General features: G+C 50.7%; 14 protein-coding genes and 2 pseudogenes. 8 read left to right on the top strand and 8 right to left on the bottom strand.

Annotation, left to right across the window (positions count from 1 at the left end; all coding sequences use genetic code 11):
* Positions 1 to 152: 152 nt before the first annotated feature.
* The 4 genes and pseudogenes from H6A34_RS04930 to H6A34_RS04920 form a co-directional block, all read right to left on the bottom strand.
* Positions 153 to 2,228 carry an alpha-glucuronidase gene (locus H6A34_RS04930; RefSeq protein ID WP_205103857.1) on the bottom strand — a complete coding sequence of 692 codons (2,076 nt, stop codon included), beginning with the start codon at positions 2,226 to 2,228 and terminating at the stop codon, positions 153 to 155.
* Between the two features lie 25 nt (positions 2,229 to 2,253).
* A pseudogene (locus H6A34_RS15520) lies at positions 2,254 to 3,042 on the bottom strand (response regulator); the annotation flags it as partial.
* 129 nt (positions 3,043 to 3,171) lie between these two features.
* Positions 3,172 to 6,090: pseudogene (locus H6A34_RS04925) on the bottom strand (ligand-binding sensor domain-containing protein); the annotation flags it as partial.
* A 408-nt stretch (positions 6,091 to 6,498) separates the two neighbouring features.
* Complete coding sequence (locus tag H6A34_RS04920) at positions 6,499 to 9,072, bottom strand: glycosyl hydrolase 115 family protein (protein WP_239480765.1); 2,574 nt, start codon at positions 9,070 to 9,072, stop codon at positions 6,499 to 6,501.
* A 208-nt stretch (positions 9,073 to 9,280) separates the two neighbouring features.
* On the opposite strand from H6A34_RS04920, the gene H6A34_RS04915 reads away from it, so the two are divergent.
* The 4 genes from H6A34_RS04915 (at position 9,281) to H6A34_RS04900 (ending at position 14,197) form a co-directional block, all read left to right on the top strand.
* On the top strand, positions 9,281 to 10,489 hold the full coding sequence (locus tag H6A34_RS04915) for an SGNH/GDSL hydrolase family protein (protein WP_205103849.1): 1,209 nt from the start codon (positions 9,281 to 9,283) through the stop codon (positions 10,487 to 10,489).
* A gap of 59 nt (positions 10,490 to 10,548) precedes the next feature.
* A complete protein-coding gene (locus H6A34_RS04910; protein ID WP_021949074.1) occupies positions 10,549 to 11,973 on the top strand; it encodes an MFS transporter in 1,425 nt (474 codons plus the stop codon).
* Positions 11,974 to 11,985: 12 nt separating this feature from the next.
* A complete protein-coding gene (locus H6A34_RS04905) occupies positions 11,986 to 13,101 on the top strand; it encodes an endo-1,4-beta-xylanase (protein ID WP_205103848.1) in 1,116 nt (371 codons plus the stop codon).
* A gap of 130 nt (positions 13,102 to 13,231) precedes the next feature.
* The gene (locus H6A34_RS04900) at positions 13,232 to 14,197 is read left to right on the top strand and encodes a glycoside hydrolase family 43 protein (RefSeq protein ID WP_205103847.1); all 966 of its coding nucleotides are present in this window, start codon (positions 13,232 to 13,234) and stop codon (positions 14,195 to 14,197) included.
* A 108-nt stretch (positions 14,198 to 14,305) separates the two neighbouring features.
* Here H6A34_RS04900 and H6A34_RS04895 read toward each other — a convergent pair whose 3' ends face one another.
* The 4 genes from H6A34_RS04895 to H6A34_RS04880 all read right to left on the bottom strand — a co-directional run bounded on the left by H6A34_RS04895 (position 14,306) and on the right by H6A34_RS04880 (position 21,276).
* A complete protein-coding gene (locus H6A34_RS04895; RefSeq protein WP_205103846.1) occupies positions 14,306 to 14,455 on the bottom strand; it encodes a hypothetical protein in 150 nt (49 codons plus the stop codon).
* Positions 14,456 to 14,501: 46 nt separating this feature from the next.
* A complete protein-coding gene (locus tag H6A34_RS04890; RefSeq protein WP_021949079.1) occupies positions 14,502 to 15,014 on the bottom strand; it encodes an RNA polymerase sigma factor in 513 nt (170 codons plus the stop codon).
* A 132-nt stretch (positions 15,015 to 15,146) separates the two neighbouring features.
* Complete coding sequence (locus tag H6A34_RS04885; RefSeq protein WP_205103845.1) at positions 15,147 to 18,221, bottom strand: DUF6298 domain-containing protein; 3,075 nt, start codon at positions 18,219 to 18,221, stop codon at positions 15,147 to 15,149.
* 664 nt (positions 18,222 to 18,885) lie between these two features.
* Positions 18,886 to 21,276 carry a glycoside hydrolase family 2 TIM barrel-domain containing protein gene (locus H6A34_RS04880; protein WP_205103844.1) on the bottom strand — a complete coding sequence of 797 codons (2,391 nt, stop codon included), beginning with the start codon at positions 21,274 to 21,276 and terminating at the stop codon, positions 18,886 to 18,888.
* Between the two features lie 562 nt (positions 21,277 to 21,838).
* Between H6A34_RS04880 and H6A34_RS14920 the strand changes: the two genes are divergently transcribed.
* The 4 genes from H6A34_RS14920 to H6A34_RS04865 are packed head-to-tail and all read left to right on the top strand — an operon-like array spanning position 21,839 to position 25,067.
* On the top strand, positions 21,839 to 22,564 hold the full coding sequence (locus tag H6A34_RS14920) for an NTP transferase domain-containing protein (RefSeq protein WP_239480764.1): 726 nt from the start codon (positions 21,839 to 21,841) through the stop codon (positions 22,562 to 22,564).
* Positions 22,561 to 23,367, top strand: a complete 807-nt coding sequence (locus H6A34_RS14915) for an ATP-grasp domain-containing protein (protein ID WP_239480763.1) — start codon at positions 22,561 to 22,563, stop codon at positions 23,365 to 23,367. Before H6A34_RS14920 ends, H6A34_RS14915 begins: the two co-directional genes overlap by 4 nt.
* Positions 23,368 to 23,401: 34 nt before the next feature.
* On the top strand, positions 23,402 to 24,346 hold the full coding sequence (locus H6A34_RS04870; RefSeq protein WP_205103842.1) for a CDP-alcohol phosphatidyltransferase family protein: 945 nt from the start codon (positions 23,402 to 23,404) through the stop codon (positions 24,344 to 24,346).
* On the top strand, positions 24,339 to 25,067 hold the full coding sequence (locus tag H6A34_RS04865; RefSeq protein WP_205103840.1) for an HAD family hydrolase: 729 nt from the start codon (positions 24,339 to 24,341) through the stop codon (positions 25,065 to 25,067). Before H6A34_RS04870 ends, H6A34_RS04865 begins: the two co-directional genes overlap by 8 nt.
* Position 25,068 lies beyond the last annotated feature (1 nt).

Here is a 25,068-nt window from a genome sequence, read left to right as displayed (position 1 = left end):
AATTTAATCAATATACAGGTACTGATTATCAGGGACTTATGAGCATACAAGATAATACAAATACTTGAATATCAGCAGCTTATCTTTATCCAACAGAACTGCGGATAAACCATTTATATTAATGTAAGGTTATGATGTTAAGCACGTTGGTTTCATGGCCTGTCCGTCTCCCGTCCCTGCAGAATGGCCGGTTGCGTGCCGTCATCTTGCGGTAGATTGGCTGATGTCTCGGTAGCGGTTTCCTGTATCTTGCCGCTTATCTTGCCGAAATACCCAAGGCAGGTATCCCGCCATTCCTCGGCGTTTTCCAGCTGGTGGTCGAGCAGGGCGGACACAATCATGAAGCGTTCGGTGTCAACATACGGACGCATTCTTTGCCATGTGCCGATAAAACGGCGCACTTCGTCTACTCCTCGGTTATAATGTGCCGAGAGATTCTCCCATAATGTTTTGCCGTTTTTCATCTTGTAGTCCCAGCTTACATGGTGGAACCACAGCAGGTATTCCTCTGGACATGCGTTGATGTCATTGTAAATGCTGTCGTATGGGTGGCGGTACTGGCCTACGGCGTCCGTCCCCGTGCGTGTACGGTCAAAGCCTATGCCGAGGCTGTCAGCCTTGTGGTAGTACACGGGACACCATTCTATGGGATAGTTCGGGTACAGACCGTCAGGCTCCGGGCCGTAGTGGTGGTCGGCTTTGAATATGTGGTGTAGGCCAAGCGGCATCATATAGTCAACGCATGCTTCACGGCTGGCCTCCATTACGGCAGTCATCGGATTGATGAAGGCCGTGTCACGTGTGAATGTTTGTGCCAGCCATTCGCGCGCAATACTGTCAGATGCCAGTTCGGGGTTCCATGCCAGTCGGCCGAACGCATACCAGTTAGACTGTGAGAACGGATGTCCGCACCAATTAGTGTTGTCGCCCGTGTTTGCAACGCCTGCGATTCCTTGCAGCTGTTGTGGACTGACGAATGTGAAAAACTCCTTCCACATCGGCGCAAGGTACACCAAATGGCGGCTCTGCCCGAGGTATTCCTGCGTTATTTGCAGTTCCACCCACATTGGAGTATGTTTCATTCTGTCGAATATCGGGGCGTAAGGTTCGCGTGGCTGGAAGTCGAGCGGCCCGTTCTTTGACTGTAGGATAACATTATCCGCGAACTTACCGTCAAGTTCCTCAAACTCGGTTACGGCCTGCTTTACCCTGTCTTCACCTTCGTGGTTGCCGTACACAAAGCTGCGCCACATCACAATCCCGTTGTATGGGGCAAGCGCCTTGGCCAGCATGTTGGCGCCTTCGGCATGCGTGCGATGATAATCTCCAGGTCCGGGTTGGCCTTCCGAGTTGGCTTTTACAAGAAATCCTCCGAAGTCTGGAATCTTCTTATATATTTCTTTTACTTTCTTTTCCCACCATTCCTTTACCTTTGCGTCTGCCGGATCGGCCGTTTCCAGGCCGCCAGCGGCCATTGGCGACGCAAAGTTCACCGCAAGATAGGTCTTTATTCCGTAAGGACGCATCATGTCGGCTATTACTTTTATCTTGTCAAGATATTCGGTGGTGAGGATATATGGCGATGCATTGACGTTGTTGAGCACGCTGCCGTTTATCCCGATTGATGCATTTGCGCGGCAGTAGATGGTCAGCCGTTCTTTCAGGTCCATGCTCATGGTGCCTTTCTCGCCGTTTATCTCGTCCCATTTCCATATACTTTTGCCTGCGTATCCGCGTTCTACACTTCCGTCGGGGTTGTCCCAGTGGTTAAGTATACGGTACGGAAATGCGGGCGACGACGATGAAACACAAACTGACGGACTTATCCTGAACTTATTGTCGGCAGCGGACAGATTGGTGTCTTGTCCCGTTTTGCCGCTGTAAATCTCGCCTTTTGTCTGTTGCATGCGCAGTAACTCATAAGCTCCATACAGCAGTCCGGCACTACGGCGGGCTTTGACAATGAGCGAACCGTTCTTCCCTGAGCGCTCTATTTTGAAGCCGTCGTTGTCAGGAAGGCTTTTGTCTCTTGACAGTATAATGTCACAACCGTTCCAGAATGCGGCAAGTTCGCTGACGGCTGTTTGCGCGATGTCCGACTTGTCGGAAGTTTCAATCTTGGCTGTGCATGCCCCACGCTGTTTGTTCAGCCATAATCTTGAACCGTCATCGGCTTTTGCCGTGATGAAGATTAGTGCCGTCATCGCGGCTATTGTAATTCTTTTCATGTTCATGTTGCGGCTTTTTATCTGGTTATAGAGTACTTTCATTCTGGGCACTTGATTTCTCTTCCTCTCCTTGTTTCCTGTGTTTATCGGCATATTCGGACGGAGACATTCCAAAATGTTTCTTGAATACGGTGGAAAAATGGGTCTGGTTGTTGAATCCAACGTTGTAAGCCACTTGCGTGATGTTTATTTTACCTTCGCTGATAAGTCTTGCGGCTTGTTTCAATCTCAGGTTACGTATGAACTCGCCGGTGGATATTCCCGTTATTTCCTTCATCTTTCTGTGCAGTTGGGCACGGCTTATTCCTACGTCTTTGGTTAGTTCTTCCACGTTGAAGTCAGGATTGGATATGTTCTTGTTGATGGATTTCATTATGCGTTCCATCAGTGCGTCGTTATTGCCTTTTACCTTTATCTGCTCCATTTTGTCTTCCTGCGTCTGTGCTCCGGAGAATTTTCCCTTGAGTCTTCGCGTCTTGTCAATAAGGTTTTCAATCATTATGCGGAGCTCAGTCATGTCGAACGGCTTGGGCAGATATGCGTCTGCGCCTTTCTTGAAGCCTTCAAGGCGGTCAGAGGCATCTGACTTTGATGTAAGCAGTATTACAGGAATGTCTGACACAAGATTGTTGGTCTTGATATTTTTAAGGAGCGTAATACCATCCATGCCTGGCATTACGATGTCTGATATTACGAGGTCGTAGCGCCGTGAGAGCAGCGCCTGGAGCGCATCATGCCCGTTTGTGAAGTTGTCGAACTTGTACCAGTCGCCCAGTTCGTGCTTTATGTACGTGGCAATCTCCGGGTCATCGTCAACAATCATTATTGAGTAGTTCTTGCTGGCGTGGCGGCGAGGAGCGCTCTTGTCGGCACTTTGTGCTTCTGCATTCACTTCAACGATTTCCTCCGGCTTAAGATGTGCATTTCCGGTGCGCAGCGTTATGGTCATCAGAGCCCCTTGCTTACCGTCCGTACGGTTGCTTGCCTTTATTTTTCCGCCGTGCATTTGTATTAGCGTACGGCAGAGGTTCAGGCCTATTCCTGTACCGGCAGTCTTCATTCCGGTAGTGTTCTTGCCCTGGTAGAAGCGGTCGAACAGCTTGTCCGTGTTCTCGTCGTTGAAGCCTATGCCCGTGTCTTGTACCTGTACGATGACAGTTTCGCCGTTCTGCCGTACTTTTATGCATATCTCGCCACCGTCGGAAGTGAACTTGAAGGCATTGGAAAGAAGGTTCTGTATTACCTTGTCGAAATTTGTGCGGTCAATCCATGCATATACTTCTCCGTCGTTCTCGAGTTTGAGGGATATGTTATGTGACCGTGCGTTGCTTTGGAACATAGCCATGACTCCGCTGATTTGCGTGCCAAGTTCGGTGTTCTGGCAGTGCAGGTGCATTTGGTTCTTGTCTATGCGACGTTCGTCAAGGATTTGATTGACCAACAGAAGCAGGCGTTGCGCGTTGCGGTCAATCGTATCTATGTCGGCGATTGATTCCTTGTCGGTGATTTTTTGTTTCAGCTTGTTGAGCGGACCGAGTATCAACGTAAGCGGTGAACGTATATCGTGAGTGGCATTTATGAGGAAGCGCATTTTCGCCTCGTCCAGTTCTTCACGCTTGTTTTTCTCGTATTGCCTGATGAAGTATGCCGTGATTGAGGCGAGCAGCACGATGTATATCACCCACGCGGTGGTCGATGCATACCAAGGGCCGTTCACAATGATGGTTATTTTCTTTGTCTGCCGTGAGTATTTGCCGTTGCATTCGGCGCGAACGTAAATGTCGTATGTGCCGGGTGTCAGCTCATTGAACTGTATGGAGTTGGTACCGTCACGTACGGGAACCCACTCCTTGCTGTCGTTTATGCGGTACTGGAAGTGTATTTCCTCAGTGTGCTTGAAGTTTAGCAGCGAGAATTCCAGTTGCAGTATATTGCTGTTGTACGGTACCTCGAATTTATCCTTGAAGCTATATACCGACTTGCCATTGACGATAAAGTTGGTCAGGTATATGCTGTCCATCTCCATTGTGCTGTTCTTGACTTCCTCGGGATAGAACACTGTCACTCCGTCGTTTGTCCCGAAGGCTATCCTATCGTTGTTTTTCGAATGCAGGGCGGCCCCCAGGATATATTCGTATGTGGACAGTCCGTTGCCGCTAAGATGGCTGATGAATTTGCGGGCCTTCCTGTCGTATAGCAATATTCCACGTGCCGTACCCAGCCAAATGTCGTTGTTGTTGTCTATGACAATGCTGTATATAAGGTTGTTGCGTATCAGTTCCGAGCCGGGAAACAGCCTTAGGTTGCCTGTGCGCTTGTCATATTCGTACAGGCCGTTGTTGGTGCCGATTAAAATCCTGCCGTCGTGGGTCTCGCCAAACGACAGGCTCTGCATGTTCTTGAGCAAAGTGACTCCCTTGAGCACGTAGAAATCGTAGTTGCGTGTGTCCATGCATGACACTCCGTTGGCGCTTCCTAACCACAGCAGGCCGTCGCTGTCGATGAAAAGGGCCTTTATCCAGTTGTTGCATATTGTGCCTCTTGCACGTTTGTCGCCCATGCTGAACGACAGGCTCTTGCCCGTACGTGTGTCATATACGCACAGGCTTTTGCCGTAATCGCAGATGAACAGCCTGCCCTGGCCGTCGTCCGTCATGCAGTTGAGGCCCCATCCGTCATATCGTGCCTTCTCTTCCGAACGTCCTGTGTACGGGTCGTATGCGTACAGGATGTTCTCCGTGCATAGCCAGAAGCGGCCCTGCCGGTCGCGGTATATGGTGTTAGAGCCGTATGGCGAGGTTGGGTGGGCCGAGATGTTGCCGTTTTTGTCGAATTTGTATACGCCGGCTTTCTGCACGGTAGCCCATATGTCGCCGTCATTGCCGCCGGTGATGGATGACACTCCGCTGCCGAGAAAGTATTTCTGTGACGTGAAGTCCCAACTGCTAAAGGCTTCCTTGTCTTGGTTGAGAAGGTATATTCCCCTCTTGTAGCAGCTCACCCAGATGTTGCCGTCCTTATCCTCGAGGATGTCGTTCACGTTGGAAGTCGACAGGTCAAAGCTCTTGTCCTTGGTTTTCACCTGCTCCAGCCTTGTGTAGCCGGCGGGTATCTTCATCAGTCCCCGGCCAGATGTGCCTATGTAGATGTTGCCCTTACGGTCGGAAATGCCTTTCCTTATCGAGACGTTGCGGCTCAGTATGCCCATGTCGTACTCTGTGGCGGTAAGCCGTCGGGTGGCGTAGTCGTATCTCATTATGCCGTACATGCACACTACGAGGAAACCCTTTGCGTCGGCCTTTACGCAGTTGATGGTCGGTCCGCACGATGTCTTGAAGTCCGTGAAGGTAGTCTGCCCCTTGTTGTCGGTGTGCATTTTCGTTATCATGGAGAAGGGCATGCTTATCCACAAATCGTTGTTCTTGTCGATAAACAGGCGGTTGACGTACTCGTAAGAATTCTTCCATCCCGGTATGTTCTCCTCTATTATGGTTTGTGTACCGGCTTTTATCTTGAAGAGGCCATAGCCGGCAGTGCCTATAAGGATGTCGCCCGAGGCGGTCTGTATGATGTCTTCCACCCTTGGTGTAAGTGCTCCGGGGAAAGGATACTTCTTGAAGCTGTCGTTCTCGTAGTCGTAACTCATAAGCCCCTGTGCGCACCCTATCCACAGGCGGCCGTCACGGTCGGCGAAGGTCTTGGATATGTCGTTGCTGAGCAGCGACGTAGAGTCGGTGTCGTTGACGTTGTTCTTTATGTAGTGGGTGAATCGGTAGCCGTCAAATTTGTTCAGTCCGTTTTCCGTCCCGACCCAGATGTATCCGTACCTGTCCTGCCCGACGCAGTTGGTCAGGCTGCTCATAAGCTGGTTGGTGGTGTAAAGCCGGCCGCTATCGGCTACGGCCAGCAGTGTGGCCATCATGTATGCCGCCATGCTGATGAGCGTGATGGGGCGCATACCGTGGCGTACGTGCTTATTGAGTCTTGAAAATCGTAATGTTTTCATTTGTTTTCCTTACGTTTTGTATCTTTGTCTTTGGCTGTGGTGTGTAGCTTGAAGCAAAACCAGCATATATTGTTTTAATCCGTAAAGGTGGCCTTTCGGCGTTTAAAAGGTGGCTTTTCGGGCTGTGAAAGACCGCCTTTTGCATGGCGGTTGGCACCCTTTCGGGTTGTCGCCTGTGCTGTTTGTCGGGTTGATTTGTTTCCGGTAGAGCCTATACGGCTTGCGAAAGTAATCAAAAATACCCGTATGCCAAAATATTGTTTGTCATTTTTCGGTTGCGGCCGAGCCTTCACGCGACCTTTCCGAAGGCTCCATGAACAGGTAAGACGGAGTGTAGCCGCCATAGTCTACGACTATCTTTTCAAATACAATCCCCGGGTCATAAGGGCTTATTGTCAGCTCGTGTGTGCCGCCATTGCCGTCGCCGAGCGGCAGGGTTACCACGCTTTCCACCGCGCGGCGCGCCACGGTGGGGTAGTATACGGTGTAGGCATTGTCGGGTTTCTCGTTCAGGTTTTTGTTGAAATTCACTTTTTGGGGTGTGCAGCCGTCGATGGACACTCCGTAGCAAAGACCTCCCTGGTTAAGGAAATCGAGGGTTGACTTCACCACTATGTGTACGTTTACTTTACCGTTGTCGGTACGTGTGCCTGCCGGCAGCGTGAACCTGTATGACAGCGAGGCTCCGTCCGTGGCCTTGGTATATGGAGTGAGCGCCATGCCTCCTTCGGTCCTGCCGATATACGGGATATATGTCCAGGTGGCTTCTGCTGCGTTGGCCATGCCATACCAGCTGCCGGCCTCCATTGCCACGTAGCCGTTGTCGCCCTTGTTGACGAATCCGCCGGCGCCGTTATCCGCCACGCGCAGCACTTCGGGCTGTGTGTCAGCGGCAAAGCTGTCGTTCCAGTCGGTGTAGCCGATGTGCTTTTGGGTCATCATGCCGTTCCATTTGCCTCCGGCTATGTCGTGGTTGTATTGTGCGCAGAGCATCGAGTCGCGCTTGAAAGCCCGCTCTACATGGTCAGCCCAGACGTTGGCCTCTGGGTCGCCGAGAGTGTGTAGCCTGTGGTTCATGGCCTGGGCGTAATACATCTGGTACAGGTTTGACATGGCCTGGACCGGGAACAACACCAGCTCGCGGTAAGCGTCGCGGTATTCTTCGGGCAGGTCAATGTACTGCCTTAACGCCTCGGCCTCCAGCCTCATGTAGTCGTCGGCCACTTGCCTCCACTCGCCCGTCTTTGTATTATATGTGTGGCGGTCGAGCATTTCGGGGGTCACTCGCCCGTTGTATTTAAGGTAAAGGTTTATTATGCGTGCTGCCTCGTCGGCCTGTTCCGCTCCGAACTGTTGCTCGCAGAACATCCGTATATGTTCGGTTACGGTTCCAGGCGTGAATCTCTTGGGGTTCCAGGCCATGTCCATGAACAGGGATATGGCATATTCCATAGGCTTCAGGTCGCCTACGTTCAGTATCCATAGGCGGTCTATGCCGTAGTCGTAGGCCAGTCCGAGCTGTTCGCACATGTTCTGTGGAGGCGTGCAGTTGAGCCATTTGGAGTTGCGTGGCGCGCCAACGTAGTCAACATGGTAGTACAGACCCCATCCTCCGGCTCTGTCGCGCTCGCCGGCTGACGGTACACGCCTTACGTTTCCCCAGTTGTCGTCGCATAACAGCAGGGTTACGTCGTCAGGAATCTTCATCCCGCGGTCATAGTAGTCGAGCACTTCCTTGTACAATGCCCATACCTGCGGCGTCTCTTTGGCCGGCCGGCCGGTGACGTCGCTTATTATCTTACGCTGGTTGGTGAAGATGTTTTTCATCAGTTTCATGTTCTTCTCGTACTGCGGCACGTACTCATGGTCCTTGCCTTCCGCTCCGCCCATGGGCGCGTCGCCGTCTCCACGCATACCTATCGTTATAACGTCCTCAGTGCCTTTGGCGCGTTCAATGCCTTCACGGAAAAAGCGGTCGATAACGTCTTTGTTGGTGGCATAGTTCCATTCTCCGTATTTGTCGCGGTTGCGTGCCCACTCCTGATGGTTGCGCGCCATCGGCTCGTGGTGCGACGTGCCTATCATTACGCCCATTTCGTCGGCCGTTTTGCTGTTTAATGGGTCGTCGGCGTAGAATGCCCAGCTCCACATGGCAGGCCATAGGAAGTTGCCTTTGAGGCGGAGTATCAGTTCGAAAACTTTTGAATAAAACTTGTGATTACCGTAGTCGGTGCCAAAAGTGTTCTTAACCCAAGTGGTGAGGCACGGCGCCTCGTCGTTGAGGAATATGCCGCGATAACGCACGACGGGTTCACCGTCGGTGTATACACCTTTTTTTATATATATGCGTTCGTGGCGCTTCACGGGCGTGTCGGCCCAGTAGTACCATGGCGATACGCCTATTTGTCTTGAGAGTTCGTATATTCCGTATATCGTTCCGCGGCGGTCGCTGCCTGCTATTATCAGTTTCCCGTCGGCAATGGTTATAATATATTTCTCGCGTTTGCCTTTGAGGGCACTCTTGTCGATGGCTTTCGCTTTAACCAGCCGGTCAATTTCGTAGGAGTGGCCGATGGTGCCAGCTATTATACGTGCTGTGGCGGCATTGCTTGTTGTGCGTGCCGTGGCTCCGCATACCTTGTTTATGTCGGTGGCAAGGTTGGCGGCCGCAATGCCCACTCCTTTGCAGTCTTTGGCGTCTATGTATATTTCGGCCTTGTTGTCGGCATTCAGAAGAAAGTCTCCGGACGTAAAGTCTACAAAGCGTTCGGCGGCATTTATATTTGTTGCAAATGTCAATAATGATAGTAAAATAGTTGCAAGGTTGATGTGTTTCATGTTCATTGATTTTCCTGCAAAAATAAGTATATGTGTCTGAAAATCATAGATTATTTGTTCAAAATAAACGATGGTGATACAAATTGAAATGCAACTGCGACAAAAATAATTTGGTGTTATAAAAGTATGGTGTACTTTTGCAACATAACAAAACCAATGGTCGGGGCAGTTGAGGCCCGGGCTTTTCAATCTGTTTTAGCTTTATATCATGAAAACTGGAATTACTTGTATCGGAAAACTGTTACTGTCCTTGTTGTGTGGAATGGTGTTCACGGCCAACGCCGCCGGTAGTGGCGACGGCAAAGGGTGGACGGCTACGTGGGCGGCAGCGCCCCAATTGGCATCAGGTGTAGACATGCCGGCGGGCTCAGACTTGTCGAATAGCGCGTTGCGCCAGGTCATCCATGTGTCAACAGGTGGCGATGTGCTGCGCCTGAAGTTGTCGAATGAATATAGTAAGGCGCCTGTTGAAATTAAGTCGGTATATATAGCTACGGCTTCCGATTCGTGTGATATTGACGTAAAGTCGGCTGAATACCTGTCGTTCGGCGGTAAGCGCAGTGTTACAATACCTGCAGGAGGTGTCGTAGTGTCGGATGGAGTAAAGTTCGGACTTTCACCTTTGCAGAGACTTTCGGTCACGATTAATTATGGAACTACGCCCAAGGAGGCTACAGCTCACCTCGGTTCGCGCACTACATCATATATAATAAAAGGTGAGGCGAAACCTAAGACAAGTTTCAGGAATGGCGAGAGAGTGGTTCATTGGTACAATATAGCTTCGTTGGATGTAATGGGCGGCGCCGAAGTTATAGCCGTAATAGGCAACTCTATAACCGACGGCCGTGGCAGTACCACCGACATGCAGAACCGCTGGACTGATGTTTTTGCGGAAAGCCTGCATGCGGCCGGAGCCGGTATGGGCGTGCTAAACCTTGGTATCGGCGGTAATTGTGTGTTGAAAAACGGCCTTGGTACGCCGGCTGTCAAGCGTTACGACCGTGATGTCCTTGCACAAGCCGGTGTGACAAGAGTTGTTATCTTTGAAGGTGTTAACGACATAGGTGGTATAGACGGCAATGCCGAGACTATAGTTAAAGAACTTATTGACGCGTATAAGCAAATGGCCGAGAAGGCCCGTAAGCAAGGACTTAAGGTGTACTGCGCCACTATCACTCCATTCAAGGGAAATTCGTATTATTCTCATTTCCATGAAGCCGCAAGGTTAACGGTTAACGACTGGATACGCGGTAGTAAGTGTTTCGACGGCGTGATAGACTTCGATATGCTCATGCGTGATCCGTCTGATGTTTCATCTATCCGACGTGGCTTCCATGAGGACGGCCTGCACCCTAATGCGGCAGGTTATAAGATGATGGGCGAATATGCGGCTGATGTTATATTGAAAGGTAAATAAGCCGGTATGCCCGCATTCCGATTGTTAGTGCAACATTAACTTCTTTAAATCATAAATATATGCAAAACGAAACAGACATACGCCTTTCCGACCATGAGGCGAAAGGCTTTTATAAGCTGTCTTGGGTGCAGCGTATAGGCTTCGGGTCTGGTGATTTGGCCCAGAATCTTATCTACCAGACCATTTCAATGTACCTGTTGCTGTTTTATACCAATGTTTACGGACTAAACCCGACATCCGCGGCGTTCATGTTCCTGCTCGTGCGTATCGTGGATGTTATCTGGGACCCAGTGGTTGGAGCGTTTGCGGATAAGCATAATCCGCGTTTCGGCAAGTACAGGTCTTATCTTCTGTTGGCCGGTGTCCCCCTTACAGGCTTCGCCATACTGTGTTTCTGGGACGGTTTTTCAGGCTCATTGGCTTATGCCTATTTTACTTACGTTGGTATGTCAATGCTTTATACTCTTATTAACGTGCCCTATGGAGCTTTGAACGCCTCGCTTACACGTGATACGAACGAGATAACCGTCCTTACGTCCGTGCGTATGTTTATGGCAAATTTGGGAGGACTTGCCGTTGCCTACGGCATACCTGTGCTTGTGGCAAACTTGTCGCCGAATGGTAAGATGAACTCTGTAGAGTCGGCAGGGGCATGGTTTACAACTATGTGTATTTATGCGGTAATAGGTTTGCTGTTGCTCATATTCTGTTTTTCGCAGACTAAGGAACGTGTCGTGATGGATAAGGCTGAGACGGCAAACGTGAAAGTCAGTGACCTTTGGGTGGAATTCCGTCGTAATCGTCCGCTCCGTATACTTGCCTTTTTCTTCATTACAGCATTTGCAATGATGTCTGTCGGTAATGCGGCCGGCTCTTACTACATGATTTATAACGTGCATGCCGATGCGTCGCAGGTAGCCAACTTTATGGCGTTGGGCTCCATTCCGGCGTTTATTTTCATGCCAATGGTTCCGGCCATAAAGCGTAAGGTCGGCAAGCGTGGCATGTTTAATATATTCCTTTCGGTGGCAATAGTTGGCATGGCTCTGCTTTATGTAATATCCGTAGTGCCGGTGTTGCGTTCGCAGATATGGTTGGTATACGTTGCACAGTTTATCAAGTCTACGGGAGTAATCGTGGCAACGGGTTATATGTGGGCGCTTGTTCCGGAGGTTATTTCTTATGGAGAGTACAAACACGGGAAGCGTATTTCTGGTATAGTCAATGCCCTGACAGGCATATTCTATAAGGCAGGAATGGCTCTTGGTGGCGTAGTTCCTGGATTGGTACTGTCTTTTGTCGGGTTCGACCAGACCAACGAGGTGTCACAGTCGCCGTTCGCTGAGCAGGGAATACTCTGGCTCGTGGCTGTAATTCCGGCTCTTCTGCTTGGCCTTGCAATGTTCATTATTTCAAAATATGAACTTAGTGACGAGGTGGTTGATAAAATAAATATGGAAATAGAGAAACGATCCAAAAACTAATATTTGCCGATTATGAAACTGAAAGCTGTCTTTTTATTGTTTGGATTGTGGCTTGCCCAGACGGTATCTGCTGTTAATGATGGAGATACGATGAAGGATGTTCTCGGCAAATACTTTACTGTCGGTGCTGCAGTAAATATTGACATCGTATATGGACGCAGTCCGGAGGAGGCAAGGATTGTTACAGATAATTTTAATTCAATTGTTGCCGAGAATTGTATGAAGGGTGAGGTTATACATCCGGAAGAGAACACTTATTTCTGGGATGACGCCGACCGGACTGTCAAATTTGCGGAGGACAATGGGCTTGAGATTATCGGGCACTGTCTTGTATGGCATTCACAGCCACCAGAATGGATGTTTACTTATGAGAACGGAGATACTGTTTCGCGTGCCGTATTGATAGATCGTATGTACCATCACATTACCAACGTTGTATCACGATATAAGGGTAAAATAAAGGGGTGGGATGTTGTTAATGAGGCCGTTAATGATGACGGGACTATGCGGCAGTCTCCGTATTATAAGATAATAGGGCCAGATTATGTCAGGTTGGCATTTGAATTTGCCCATGAAGCTGACCCTAATGCCGAGCTTTACATTAACGATTTTTCTATGGCAAGCCCAGGGAAACGTGCTACTATTTGTAAAATAGTGAGACAATTGAAGGCAGATGGTTGCCGTATAGACGGTATAGGAATGCAGTCGCACAACGGAATCGATTATCCTGATTTGGATGAATATGAGGCCTCCATTGATTCCTTTGCCGCATGTGGCGTAAAGGTGATGATAACCGAGCTTGACATGAACATGCTGCCGTCTCCTGATGATTTCAGCGGTGCTGACATAAGCCAACATTTTGATTATCAGGATAAATTGAATCCTTATAAATCAGGACTTGACAGTAAGGGCCGGAAACTGTTTGAAAAGCGTTATCTTGATTTCTTTGGCATTTATTATAGGCATCGCCATCAGATTTCACGTGTTACCTTTTGGGGAGTTACCGATAAAGGTTCGTGGCTTAATGATTTTCCTGTAGAGGGCCGTACTAATTATCCTTTGCTGTTTGACAGGGAGAACAAGGCTAAGCCTGTAGTCGAGAAAATAATAAAATTGTTTAGTGAATAATACGGACAGATAAAGGAATGTAGGTAGTTCAGGGTATCTGTGTGCTGCTTTTCCGGGTATTCGGCAAAGTGTCTTATATTCCTTTTCTGCCTTAACATGTTTGTTACAAACCATAAAATGATAAATGTTTATGAAAAAAGCAAGGTATCTTTTCCCGAGTGATTACATGGCAGACCCGTCTGCTAACGTCTTTAACGGAAAGCTGTACATTTATCCTTCGCATGATTGGGATTCAGGAGCGGCTTTTGATGATGATGGCGGACATTTCGAAATGAAAGACTATCATGTACTTTCACTTGACGATGTTGAGGACGGTGAGGTGACCGATCATGGTGTTATACTGGCACTGGAGGATATTCCTTGGGCCGGGAGACAACTTTGGGATAATGACGTGGTGGAGAAAGACGGTAAGTATTATCTCATCTTCAGCGCAAAGGACAAAAATGATGTGTTCCATCTTGGAGTTGCTGTGTCCGACCGCCCTGAAGGTCCTTTTAAAGCACAGCCTGACCCAATACGTGGCTCTTATTCGATAGACCCGTGTGTCTTTAAGGATGATGACGGCTCGGTATATACCTATTTCGGTGGCTTGTGGGGAGGACAATTACAGCGTTACAAGGAAAACAAGGCTATGGGAAAGGAATACCTACCTGAAGGAGACGAAAATGCCTTGCCGTCGCGTGTCGCTAAAATGACCGACGATATGCTCCAGTTTGCGGAAGAGCCGCGTCCGGTATTGGTTATAGACGAGAATGGCAAACCCTTGAGGGCTGATGATCCACACAGATTCTTCGAGGCCTCATGGATGCATAAGGTAAACGGTAAGTACTATTTTTCATATTCTACGGGAGATAGCCATTTACTTTGCTATGCCGTAGGCGACAATCCTTACGGGCCGTTTACATATAAAGGAGTAATCCTTGAACCTGTTGTCGGGTGGACAACTCACCATTCAATAGTAGAATATAAAGGTAAATGGTATTTGTTCCATCATGATTGTGTCCCTTCAAACGGCGTGACTTGGTTGCGCAGCGTTAAGGTTATGGAGCTTGATATGGACTCTGACGGCAATATAAAGACCATGCGTAGTGAATAAATACCTTGGTGGATAAATCAACAAATCTATTTCCATAAATTGCGAACGGCCCCTTGAGTGTTATTACTCTGGGGCCGTTCTCGTCATGGTAGGTTATGAAATGATTAACTATGTATTGCCGTTTTGTATGCGGTTTATCGCATCTTGTATCCTTTTTTTAAGCTCGTCTTTCTCCATTGGGCTTAGCGCAGTTTCGTTTTCCTGTCCAGTCCAATTCAGCATGTCGGTTATCTGTTGTATTTCCTGTTCGTTTGCCATCTTTAGTCATTTTTAATATTGACGGCAAACAATTAGCTTTGTACTCTTATATAGCTTCGGTTTTTGCTGCCATGAAGCGTAATTTTAGTAGGCTGCGGTGCATTAAGTTCCTTACCGACTGGTAATTTATGCCCATTATGCGGCAAATGTCGTCATACTTGCGCTGCTCTATATAATAAAGGTGTATTATTTGTTGCTGGCGTGGCGACAGGCATTTTACAAATTCGTTCAGCTTGTCCGTTTTCTTACGTTCTTCTTCGATACACTCCAGGTTGAACGCATCGCTCTCGTCGAAAAGCGTTTTAATGTTGTTATCGTTGATTTCGTTTTCGTACGTGTGGTTGTTGTGGCGGAATTCATCATTTATCCTGTTTCTCAGTGAGACGTACAGGTATGACTCGATATTAATCACGGTGTCGAGCTCGTTTTTCTTCGTGTATAGTTTTACGAACACGTCCTGTATGCAGTCTTTTATCATTTCACGGTCGCTCGTGAATTTTTCACCAAAGGCGAAAAGCTTGTCTATGGTTTTGTCGTAAAGTTCGGTAAAGTTAATCATAGGTTTTAGTTGTTTTGGTGCAAAATTAGGAGCGAAAGCATTAAATTAGTGGTAAAAATCGGTTTATAAATACGAAAAACAGGTATCGGCCATTACAACCGATACCTGTTGTCAGTTAATCCGAATATCGGATTATAATTTTTCCAACCACAATACTTTATCATTGCCGAAGTTGGTAATGGTAGAGGAACCGTCAAGTTTTTCTTTTTTCGAGAGCCTCTCTACCTTTCCATCCTGTACGTCGATGGCGTATGTGGCGTAAGTGCCCGGTTCGATACCGTTCATGGTAGGATGTCCGTCATGTGAATAAATTACGTATCCTACTTCGGGTGAGCCTATCATCTGCTGTTTGGAGTCGCCTTCACCGCTTATGTATGCCATCTTTGCCACGTCAGAAAGGAACTTCCCGTCCTTTACAGGCACGTTGGGGCATGAGCCTCCGGCCATCAGTATGGCCCATCCGTACTGCGGGTATTGCTGGGCAAAGAATGTTACGGCCTTGTCTGGATATTTTGTGCGGTATTCCTTTACGGCCTTGTATGCCTCGGCGAATCCTGTCTTGCCAACCTTCATCTTGCGCATGAACTGGCGTGGGGCCATGTTCTTTCCTGCGGGCGGAGCCCAAAGTCCTTGGGTGTTGTAGTGCCAGTAGCGGATGTCGATGATGTCCACGACCTTTGCCAGCTTCGGATCAGCCAGTATCGCGTCCTGGGCGTCCTTTGTGCAGCTTAGCGCAATGAGCGGATGACGGCCCGTCTCGGCCTCCCATTCGGCGATAGTTTCAAGCCAGAAGCGTGTGAAATGCAGCGGACCGGTATATTCCTCGCTGATTAGTTGTACTACGTTATCGTCGTCCTTGAAGTTCTCGAGGCATTGGCGGATATACTGTTTGTGGAGCGGGCGCAGTTTCGGATTGTCGATGTTGTAGAACTGTTCAGCCATGAAAATACGCTTGTCGCCGGTAAAAGGTACAGGTTCCGGGAAATCAGTGCCGTTTACGTTGTTCACCGGACGCCATGGGCAATCTACCCAATGGGCGCCTGCCTCGATGATGTTATGCTGGAAATAGTTTTCGTGGAACAGCATAAGTCCTTGCTTTGCTCCTTTTTCAGCAAACTCTTTCAGGCGCGACCAGTACCAAAGATTAGGCTTTGTCAGGTCATATCGGCTAAGTCCGTCCCATGCGGTGCCTTTGCCCGTGCGTGAGAATGGCTGTTCGTAGAACGGCGCTTCCACATTGCCGTCGGCACGGCGTATACGTTCATGGTCCGTGCGGCGTAAGTCATACCACAATCCGTAGTTGTGGTCGAGCATGCAGTAGCCGTTTGCCTTCAGGTAGTTTACTACTGAATCTATACGGTCTGTCCAGCCTAAGCCTTCGCGTCCGGGCACGAATCTTGTGATGGCAGGTTTTGCGCCTTTCTTTACGAAACTGTCTTTCACTCTGCCTGCCCACCATGGTATATGGTATCTGTTGCCGGTAACGAGGCGTCCGTCTGCTGTGATATGTCCGTTGGTTATGGCGAACTTAGGTGCTTGGGCAATATCCTTCGCGACTTTGTTGTTTTTCAATTTTACATTTTTAATGTCTTTCACGCCGGCGGGGTCGGTACTTGCCGTATAAGGGATGGAGTCGAGCCACATCTCGAGTGTCAGTCTCGGAACAGTCAGCGACTGTCTTGCCATTTCCTGTGCCTGTTCTATTTCGGGGCTGCTTGTTGCGTTAGTGCTTCTCGGCAGGATGTATCCGTTGATGGCCTTGCCTTCACCCACGCGCTTCTCCAGCTGTGCGTAGAACAGGCTTCGTGGCTGTACGTGCTCGTTGCTGCTTGTCCATTCGGCGTTGCCGGTCAGTGTTCCCCAGCAGCCATTGGCGCTACTGCGGTTGTCGGCGCCGGGCGAATAGCACCAAAGCGTAGAGCCGGTGCATTGCCACAGCATGCTGTTGGCAGTGTTCCAGCCTGTTCCGAACTGGAATTGTTCAAGGTTCTTGAAGGCTATGTCGTTACCGTCGATGTTCACAATGTCGAACAGAAGGCCGGCGGCCCACGACCCTATGCTGCCGCTGAAGCCGAGGCTTTCCTCACCTTCGCACTGCACGAAGGCGTTGGGTCCTGCCGCGCAGAATCCTGCCGCGAAGTCGTGTATGCCCTTACGTGATACGCAACGTTGCACGAGAGTCTGCTGCCCGCGTGTTATGAACACTCCACGGCGCCATCCACCCACCTCTGATACCGGCTCTGAAGCGATGCAGTCTTCAACCGTGATGCGGCTTGTGTTCTTCTGTATGTTTACGGCGCTGCCTGCGAATGACCTGAAGTTTACTCGTCTTACCCAGCAGTCGCGCGTATTGTCCATCCATATAGCGTCCCAGCAGTGGTCTTCGTCTTTAGGATTCCATTGGTTGTGTTCAGACGCAAGGGTCATGTTCTCTACGCCGCATTCGGTTATTTCGCCCTTGTTGTGTCCTGTAACGACAAAGCCTCCTCCATATTTAGCGTCGAGGGTTGTCGTTATTGGGGCATCGATGGTTATGTCGTTACCTGTAGCGGATACGATGGTTCTATCCCAGGTTATGTCTATGTCGCCGGGTTTCCAGCCTGTGTAATCAAGTCCTCCGCCGAAATCGTGGCAGCCGAGTGACTCAATCCATTCCCTTGTCGACGGCCTGATTATCCTTATGCGGTCGCCGCTTTGCAGGCCTTTCGTTGTCGCCAGCGTGAGAGTTGTAGTTCCGGCGGGTACTTTGGCGCCGTTTACGTCAATGGTGTCTCCGCCGTCCATGTTCATGTCACCCTCGATGTAGAGCAGTGCCCCGCGGTCTATTCCGCGCTTGATTATTGTTGTCTTGTCCTGTCCGGAGCCTCTCAGTACTACTCCCGAAGCGCAGATGCGCAGCGGCTTGTCGATATTGAAAGTGCCGGCACCCAGCAGCACGGCGCCTCGGCGGCCGTTTTTGTCGGGTTTCAGTGACGACACGTAATCTATTGCCTTTTGCAGTATGTCGTGCATGTCTCCGCCACTACATTCTACATATACGGCATTGGCTACGTCAGGTATAGCCGTTTCGGAGGCGTGGTATCCGCATGTGGAGTAGTCCATAGGGATATACACCTGCTTTTCCTTGCCTGCTTTGGCGGTCGTGACTACGCCGAGTCCCGCCAGCAACAGCGTTGCCAGGCAGCATTTAGTTAACAGTTTGTTCATATTTCGGTTAGTGTTTGATCATTATTCCTATACCGTTTAGAATAACGACGTTATTCCGTCTTTATTGTACTTGTTTCTGTCTGTTATTTTTTCGTTTGCGACATGGTGTTTAACTATTATTAAGCAAAGTTCAAGTACACGTGTTAATTAACTCATGTTAAATACGTATCGCGATGGCGTTGGCGGCCGTTTACCGAAAAACACCGTTTTTTTTACACTGTGTGTAATGGCTTGGTAATAAGCATGTTATGCTCGATGAACAATTATTCCCATATCAAAGGCAATGTAAAATACGGTATATTGAAGTATAAAAGACCGTGTTTGGCGTTGCCAAAGGCCGTTAATGGCATGTCCGAAGGCCGTCTTTAGCCTTGTATTTTCCCTCACATTGCGACGAATAACATATCCGAACAAATGTTTGATGTCTATTCGCCGGAAGTATGCCGTATTCATGTCCTCTCACGACCCTGCATTATGTTAAATGCTGATGTTAAGCCGTCACCATGCTATTGTTAATTTAACTGAAATAAGAGTGGCGCATACATTTGTGTGGTAGTGTAAAGAACGGTATGGCGCAGACCGTTGTAAGAAATACGCAAAACAGGAAGTCGACGGTTTATGCGTATCCGTCGACTTCCTGTTTTACGTGGAGATATGTCAATTATTATTTGACTTCAATCGGCAGTGTTGCGTCAGGCAGTCCCTCAGAACTAACCGTCAGCGTAGCCGTTCCTGGCTGTTCACCCTCAACTATTACAACCAGCTTGCCGCTGAACAATGGCATTTGGTGCGAATTGAACGTCACGAGCGATGTCGCGTCGCCGTTGCATACAGCGCGGAACGAGCCTGCTCCCTTAACGTCAAAAGCCATTTCGTTGTCTGCCGTGGGGCATGGGTTGCCGTCTTTGTCAACGAGGCTTACCGTTACGAACGACAGGTCACGGCCTTTTGACGATATAGTCTGCCTGTCGGCATTGAGCACAATCCGTGCCGGTTCGCCCGCGGTCTTTACCGTCAGGGTATCGGCGGCGTTGCCCTTAGCGTCGTATGCCACTACGGTTATGTTGCCCGGCTGGTACACAACGTCGTTCCAGCGCAGGCGGTAGCGGTCGAGGCGTGATGATTTGTCATGCTTCTTGCGACCCTGGCTCTTGCCGTTGACGAAGAGCTCGGCCTCGGGATATGACGTGTAGCAGTACACCGGAGTGACTTCTCCCTCACGTCCCGGCCACGTCCAGTGCGGCAGGAGATGTAGTGTTGGCGAGTCCTTGCGCCAGTGGCTGCGGTAAAGCCAGTAGCGGTCTTTGGGCAGTCCGGCAAGGTCGCATATCCCGAAGTAGCTCGAACGCGACGGCCAGTACTCATTATAGGGCGTAGGCTCACCGAGATAATCGAATCCTGTCCACACAAACTCGCCGATAGTCCACTTGCGGTCTTCCTGCATTGCCCAGTCGTCGTCGGGCAGATTGCTCCACGAGCAGTACTCCGTGTCGTATCCCGAGCATTGTCCGTCCGGGTATTCGGCATCATACTGCACCTTCACCGGGAACTTGTACACGCCTCTTGAACTGACTGTCGAGGCCGTTTCGCTACCCAGCAGGAAGCCCTGCGGCAGCTGTTTTATGTTGTTATCGTACTTATGCACTCGGTAGTTGAAGCCCGGTACGTCCATCACTTGCGCAAATCCGGACTTCAAGGCGTCTTCGGCCTTGTCCATACCTTGTGTCACCGGCCTTGTAGGGTCGAGCTTATGGCACAGGTCCTGCAGGTGGCGGGCTATCTCGCGGCCCTCTTCGCTCCACTGTTCGGGTATCTCGTTACCGATACTCCACATGATAATTGACGGGTGGTTGCGGTGGTTGAGCACAAGATTTGTTATGTCGCGGTCGCTCCACTCCTTGAAGAAGCGGGCGTATCCGTTCTTGCATTTAGGATAAATCCACATGTCGAAACTCTCGGCCATTACCATAATGCCCATCGAGTCACACACTTCCATCTGCATTGTTGACGGCATGTTGTGCGAAGTGCGTATCGCGTCGCAGCCCATTTCCTTCATTATACGGATTTGGCGGATAAGCGCAGCCTTGTTCTCGGCCGCCCCTATGGGGCCCAAGTCGTGGTGGAGACATACGCCCTTGATTTTCCGGCTCACTCCGTTAAGGCGGAATCCGTGCTTTGCCGACACGTCGACGGTGCGTATGCCTACGCGCTTTGACGTCTCGTCAACCTGCTTGCCGCCGTCCAGAACGGTTGTCGTGAGCGTATATAAATAAGGTGTCTCGGGTGACCACAGCTGCGGATTCTCCACTTCGCCGGTAACCGTAGCGCGTCCGTCAGCCGGGGTTATGGGCAGTGTTTCTTCGTAAACGGTGTTGCCGTTGGCGTCGGTCAGCGTGAATCTTACCTTTGTGTTGCCGGCGTTCTCGTATCCGTCAACTTTGGCAGACATGTTCAAGGTAGCCTTTTTCGACGAGATTTTTTCCGTACGGAACCATCCTTCCCACTCGTTGAGCCGAGTTTTTGAAGTGACGATTAGCTTGACCGGGCGGTATATTCCGCCTCCGGGATACCAGCGGCTGCTCTCTTCCACGTTTTGCAGGTCAACCTCAACGGTGTTGCGTCCGGCCTTGGCGTATGGCGTGATGTCCACTCTGAAGGCGTTGTATCCGTATGCCCATCGTCCGGCTTCCTTGCCGTTGACCTTTACTACGGGCTCGCTCATGGCGCCGTCAAACAGCAGTTCGGCGTGCCCGTAGCCTTCAGGCAGGGTAATAGTGGTTTTGTAATGGCCTTTGCCTATCCATGGCAGGGCGCCCGAACGGCCCGATTTCTCGGTGGCCTCGGTCTCTCCGTCCTGCTCGATTGCTACGGTCTGCAAGTCCCATTTCTTGTCGAACGGTCCGTTGATGGCCCAGTCGTGCGGCACGCTTACCTGCTGCCACGTAAGTTTGTCACGTGAGAACAGCCAGCCGTCGGCCAGCGTGGTCACCTTTCTCTGCTGCGCGCCGCATATCGTGGCGGCAGAGAGTAACAGTAAAATAAGTTTTGTCTTCATTCTATTTAATTGCGGTTTTATGCTCTTCTTCTGCTTTGCCTTGGTATTAGTTTTCATGGCCGGGATGTTGTCCGGCAGTGTTTCCTGTTTACAAAAATAGTAAAAAAATGGGAATGATGTACTTTGCTTGTGTTTTTTTAGCCATTATGCGATAAAAATACGTATGCCATCTGTACGCCGGATGTGCGTTGGGTGTTAGCCGGCAGAGCCATTGCCGGCTGTCTGACGGCCGTAATCCGTAAACGTTTTGCTGGTTGAATGTTACTGTTGCGGCGTGGTACGGGGCGGTATCTTACGTTCCGTAACAAAACGAGGCCCGTTGCTTACGATTGTAAAAGGCCGTCTTCCGTAATGTAAAAGGTGGCCTTTTGCATCATGAAAGGTGCCCTTTCGCGACGTGAAAGACGGCAAACGGTAAATAGATATGCCGATTAACCTCTTTTACCTGAATAAAGTCCTTTTTGTCTTTAAACTCCAATGAAAAAACTAAAAATACCATAAAAAGTTTTCTTTTGTCGCCTATTATGCCTAATTTTGCCGATTAATTGAATATATCTTGACGATGAAATATGCCATAATCGCGGCGGGCGAAGGCTCCAGGCTTGCTGCCGAGGGCGTGGCCGGGCCCAAGCCATTGGTGCGGCTTGGCGGCGAACCGCTTATAGACAGGCTCGTACGCATATTCTCTGACAACGGGGCTACGGGTATAGTGATTGTATATCGTGGCGGCACGGACGGCATGGCCGACCATATAGGCAGGCTATGCCGCGCCGGAGCGGGTGCCAGGCACGTGCCGGTAGAGGCGGTGGAGGCGCTTACGCCCAGCTCGATGCACAGCCTGATGGCCATTGCCGACAGGCTTGATGGAGCCCCGTTCTGCCTTACGACGGTCGACACGGTGTTCACCGAGAGCGCTTTCAGGAGTTATGTCGGCACGTTGTCTTCGGTAATAGGCGGCACTGCCGACGGTGTGATGGGCGTTACGGGATACGTTGACGACGAGAAGCCGCTATATGTGCGCACCGACGGCGACATGAACATAACGGGATTTCTTGACGAGAGCGAGGCGTGCCGTTTCGTATCGGCAGGGGTCTATGGGCTTGCCCCACGCTCGCTTGACGTGCTGAGGGAGTGCGTCGGGGCTGGCGAGAGCCGCATGCGCAACTTCCAGAGAGCCCTGCTGAGGAAAGGATTGCTCCTTAAGGCTTATGACATGGGCAAGGTGTTCGACATTGACCATGCTGCCGACATCGCCAAGGCAGAGCGTTTTATAGGCGTAAACGTATGAGTGGAGTACTCTGTGTATACCGTGCCGAACGCTTTTCGCCTAACTCTGTCGACCGTGACAGGGCCGTGATGGACGCCGTCGCCTTGCTTCTGGCCGGGAGAGGGATTGCCGTCAAGACCGTGGGCGAGGAGCAGCTCCGGCCTGACAGGGAGGATGCCGTGGTGCTGACGATGGCCCGTTCGGCGGCGGCGCTCGACGTACTGGAGCGGATGGAGGCGCAAGGCTATACGGTTATCAACGCTCCTGGGGGCGTAAGGCGTTGTGCCCGCAGCACGGTTGACCGCCTTATGCGGAGTGCCGGCATACCGGCCGCGCCGCTTTCGGGCAGCAACGGCTATTGGATAAAGCGTGGCGACGAGGCCGCCCAGGAACGTGGCGACGTTGTGCATGCTGCCGACGAGGCCGGCAGAGACGCCGCGCTGGAGCGTTTCAGGGCGAGAGGAATAAAGGACGTTGTCGTTACGGCGCATGTGGAAGGCGACCTTGTCAAGTTCTACGGAGTAGGCGGAACGGGGTTTTTCAGGACGTTCTATCCCGGCGACGGCCTATATTCAAAGTTCGGCGACGAGATGGTGAACGGCCGTCCGGTGCATTACCGCTTCCCTGCAGACGACATGAAGCGCGACGCCGGGCGCCTTGCTTCGCTCGTAGGGGTCGACGTTTACGGCGGTGATTGTATCGTGCGCCGTGACGGGACGTACGCGTTCATCGACTTCAACGACTGGCCCAGTTTCGCCATGTGCCGCAATGAGGCCGCCGAGGCAATAGCCAAGATTGTTTGTGAGAAGGTAAAAAGACAGTAGACAAAAAGGTAAAAGCAAAACCATCCGATAGGATATGACCAAGTTTAAGGAAATTCTCTATGCTTCGATAAAGTCGACCGACACGGAGGAATGGCTCGACATGCACTTTAACAGGCCCGTAGGCCTGGTTATCGCGCTGGCCTGCAAGCGCCTCGGCATTCACCCCAACGCCGTCACTGCGGTATCTGTTGTGCTCGGCGTGGCGGCCGCGTGGATGTTCTATCATGCCGACTTGTACCACAACCTGGCGGGAGTGGCGCTGCTGATGTCGGCCAACTTCTGCGACTCGGCCGACGGACAGCTGGCCCGCCTTACGGGTAAAAAGACGCTTGTGGGGCGTGTCATTGACGGATTCGCCGGCGATATATGGTTCTTCTCCATATATTTCGCTTTGTGCTGCCGGCTCACGTTCCAGCTCATGCCGGGCGGTGTAGACGGCGTGTGGGGGCCGTGGATATGGGTGCTGGCGTTCATCGCCGGCGTGTTGTGCCATTCGCCCCAGAGCTCGTTGGCTGATTATTACCGCCAGATACACCTGCTCTTCCTCAATGGGCGGCAGGGTAGCGAACTTGACACGTACGCCGGCCAGCGTGCCATCTACGACGCCCTGCCCAAGGGCAGTCCGCTGATAGCCCGCATGTTTTACTACAACTACTCCAATTACTGCCGCAGCCAGGAGCGCCGTACGCCGTCGTTCCAGCGCATGATGGCGGCCGTGAACGATAAGTACGGCGACGTGGCGTACATGCCGGAGGGGCTGAGGCGCAGGTTCATCGAGGGCAGCAGGCCGCTTATGAAATATACGAATATACTGACGTTCAACGTCCGCGCGGTATGTATTTATGTAACGTGCCTCGTTGGCTGCCCGTGGGTGTACATGCTGGTAGAGGTCACCGTTTTCACCATATTATATATATACATGCACAAGAGGCATGAAAGCCTGTGCCGTGAAATGATAAAGGAGATATGCAATGGTTAAGGGACTGATATTCGATTATGGCGGTACGCTTGACACGGGCGGCCGGCATTGGGGCAAAGTGTTATGGCAGGCTTATGTCGAAAGCAGCTCCGGCGTAAGCGAAGGCGACTTCCGTGAGGCGTACGTGTATGCCGAGCGCACGCTCGGATGCACCCTTGTCATACAGCCGGACTATACGTTCTACCGCACTCTTGACGCAAAGCTTGCCATCGAGCTTGGATGGCTTGAGGCCTCTGGGCGTATCGGCCGTAGCGGGAGCGGCCTCGACAGTCTGCGCCGAGCCATGCTCGACCGCCTTTACGATGAAGTGAAGCGGCAGACGGAGCGAAGCCGCTACGCGCTGGAACAGCTGAAGCCCAGGTATCCGATGGCGCTTGTGAGCAACTTTTACGGTAACATCGGCGTCGTGCTTGACGAGTTCGGCCTTGGCGGTCTGTTTGACCACGTAGTAGAGTCGGCCGTCGTAGGAATACGGAAGCCCGACCCGCGGATATTCACCCTCGGCGTAGAGGCACTGGGGCTGGAGCCGGATGAGGTTGTCGTAGTAGGCGACAGTTACGGCAATGACATTGTTCCGGCAAAGCGTGCGGGCTGTCATGCCGTATGGCTCAAGGGCGAGGGATGGACGGACGAAACGCATGACGAGACCCTTCCTGACGCAGTTATAACAGACTTGTCGCAGCTTGGATTAAACGTTTTGCATGATAATATGTCAAAATAAT

Source organism: Marseilla massiliensis (assembly GCF_016899855.1).
Lineage (GTDB): Bacteria > Bacteroidota > Bacteroidia > Bacteroidales > Bacteroidaceae > Prevotella.
The sequence above is the reverse complement of the archived record's forward strand: the minus strand, read 5'-3'. Positions and strand labels throughout refer to the sequence as shown.

Coding starts and splice junctions, on each gene's coding strand:
- H6A34_RS04930 (WP_205103857.1), bottom strand. CDS start 2,228: ATGAAAAGAATTACAATAGCCGCGATGACGGCACTAATCTTCATCACG.
- H6A34_RS04920 (WP_239480765.1), bottom strand. CDS start 9,072: ATGAAACACATCAACCTTGCAACTATTTTACTATCATTATTGACATTT.
- H6A34_RS04915 (WP_205103849.1), top strand. CDS start 9,281: ATGAAAACTGGAATTACTTGTATCGGAAAACTGTTACTGTCCTTGTTG.
- H6A34_RS04910 (WP_021949074.1), top strand. CDS start 10,549: ATGCAAAACGAAACAGACATACGCCTTTCCGACCATGAGGCGAAAGGC.
- H6A34_RS04905 (WP_205103848.1), top strand. CDS start 11,986: ATGAAACTGAAAGCTGTCTTTTTATTGTTTGGATTGTGGCTTGCCCAG.
- H6A34_RS04900 (WP_205103847.1), top strand. CDS start 13,232: ATGAAAAAAGCAAGGTATCTTTTCCCGAGTGATTACATGGCAGACCCG.
- H6A34_RS04895 (WP_205103846.1), bottom strand. CDS start 14,455: ATGGCAAACGAACAGGAAATACAACAGATAACCGACATGCTGAATTGG.
- H6A34_RS04890 (WP_021949079.1), bottom strand. CDS start 15,014: ATGATTAACTTTACCGAACTTTACGACAAAACCATAGACAAGCTTTTC.
- H6A34_RS04885 (WP_205103845.1), bottom strand. CDS start 18,221: ATGAACAAACTGTTAACTAAATGCTGCCTGGCAACGCTGTTGCTGGCG.
- H6A34_RS04880 (WP_205103844.1), bottom strand. CDS start 21,276: ATGAAGACAAAACTTATTTTACTGTTACTCTCTGCCGCCACGATATGC.
- H6A34_RS14920 (WP_239480764.1), top strand. CDS start 21,839: ATGAAATATGCCATAATCGCGGCGGGCGAAGGCTCCAGGCTTGCTGCC.
- H6A34_RS14915 (WP_239480763.1), top strand. CDS start 22,561: ATGAGTGGAGTACTCTGTGTATACCGTGCCGAACGCTTTTCGCCTAAC.
- H6A34_RS04870 (WP_205103842.1), top strand. CDS start 23,402: ATGACCAAGTTTAAGGAAATTCTCTATGCTTCGATAAAGTCGACCGAC.
- H6A34_RS04865 (WP_205103840.1), top strand. CDS start 24,339: ATGGTTAAGGGACTGATATTCGATTATGGCGGTACGCTTGACACGGGC.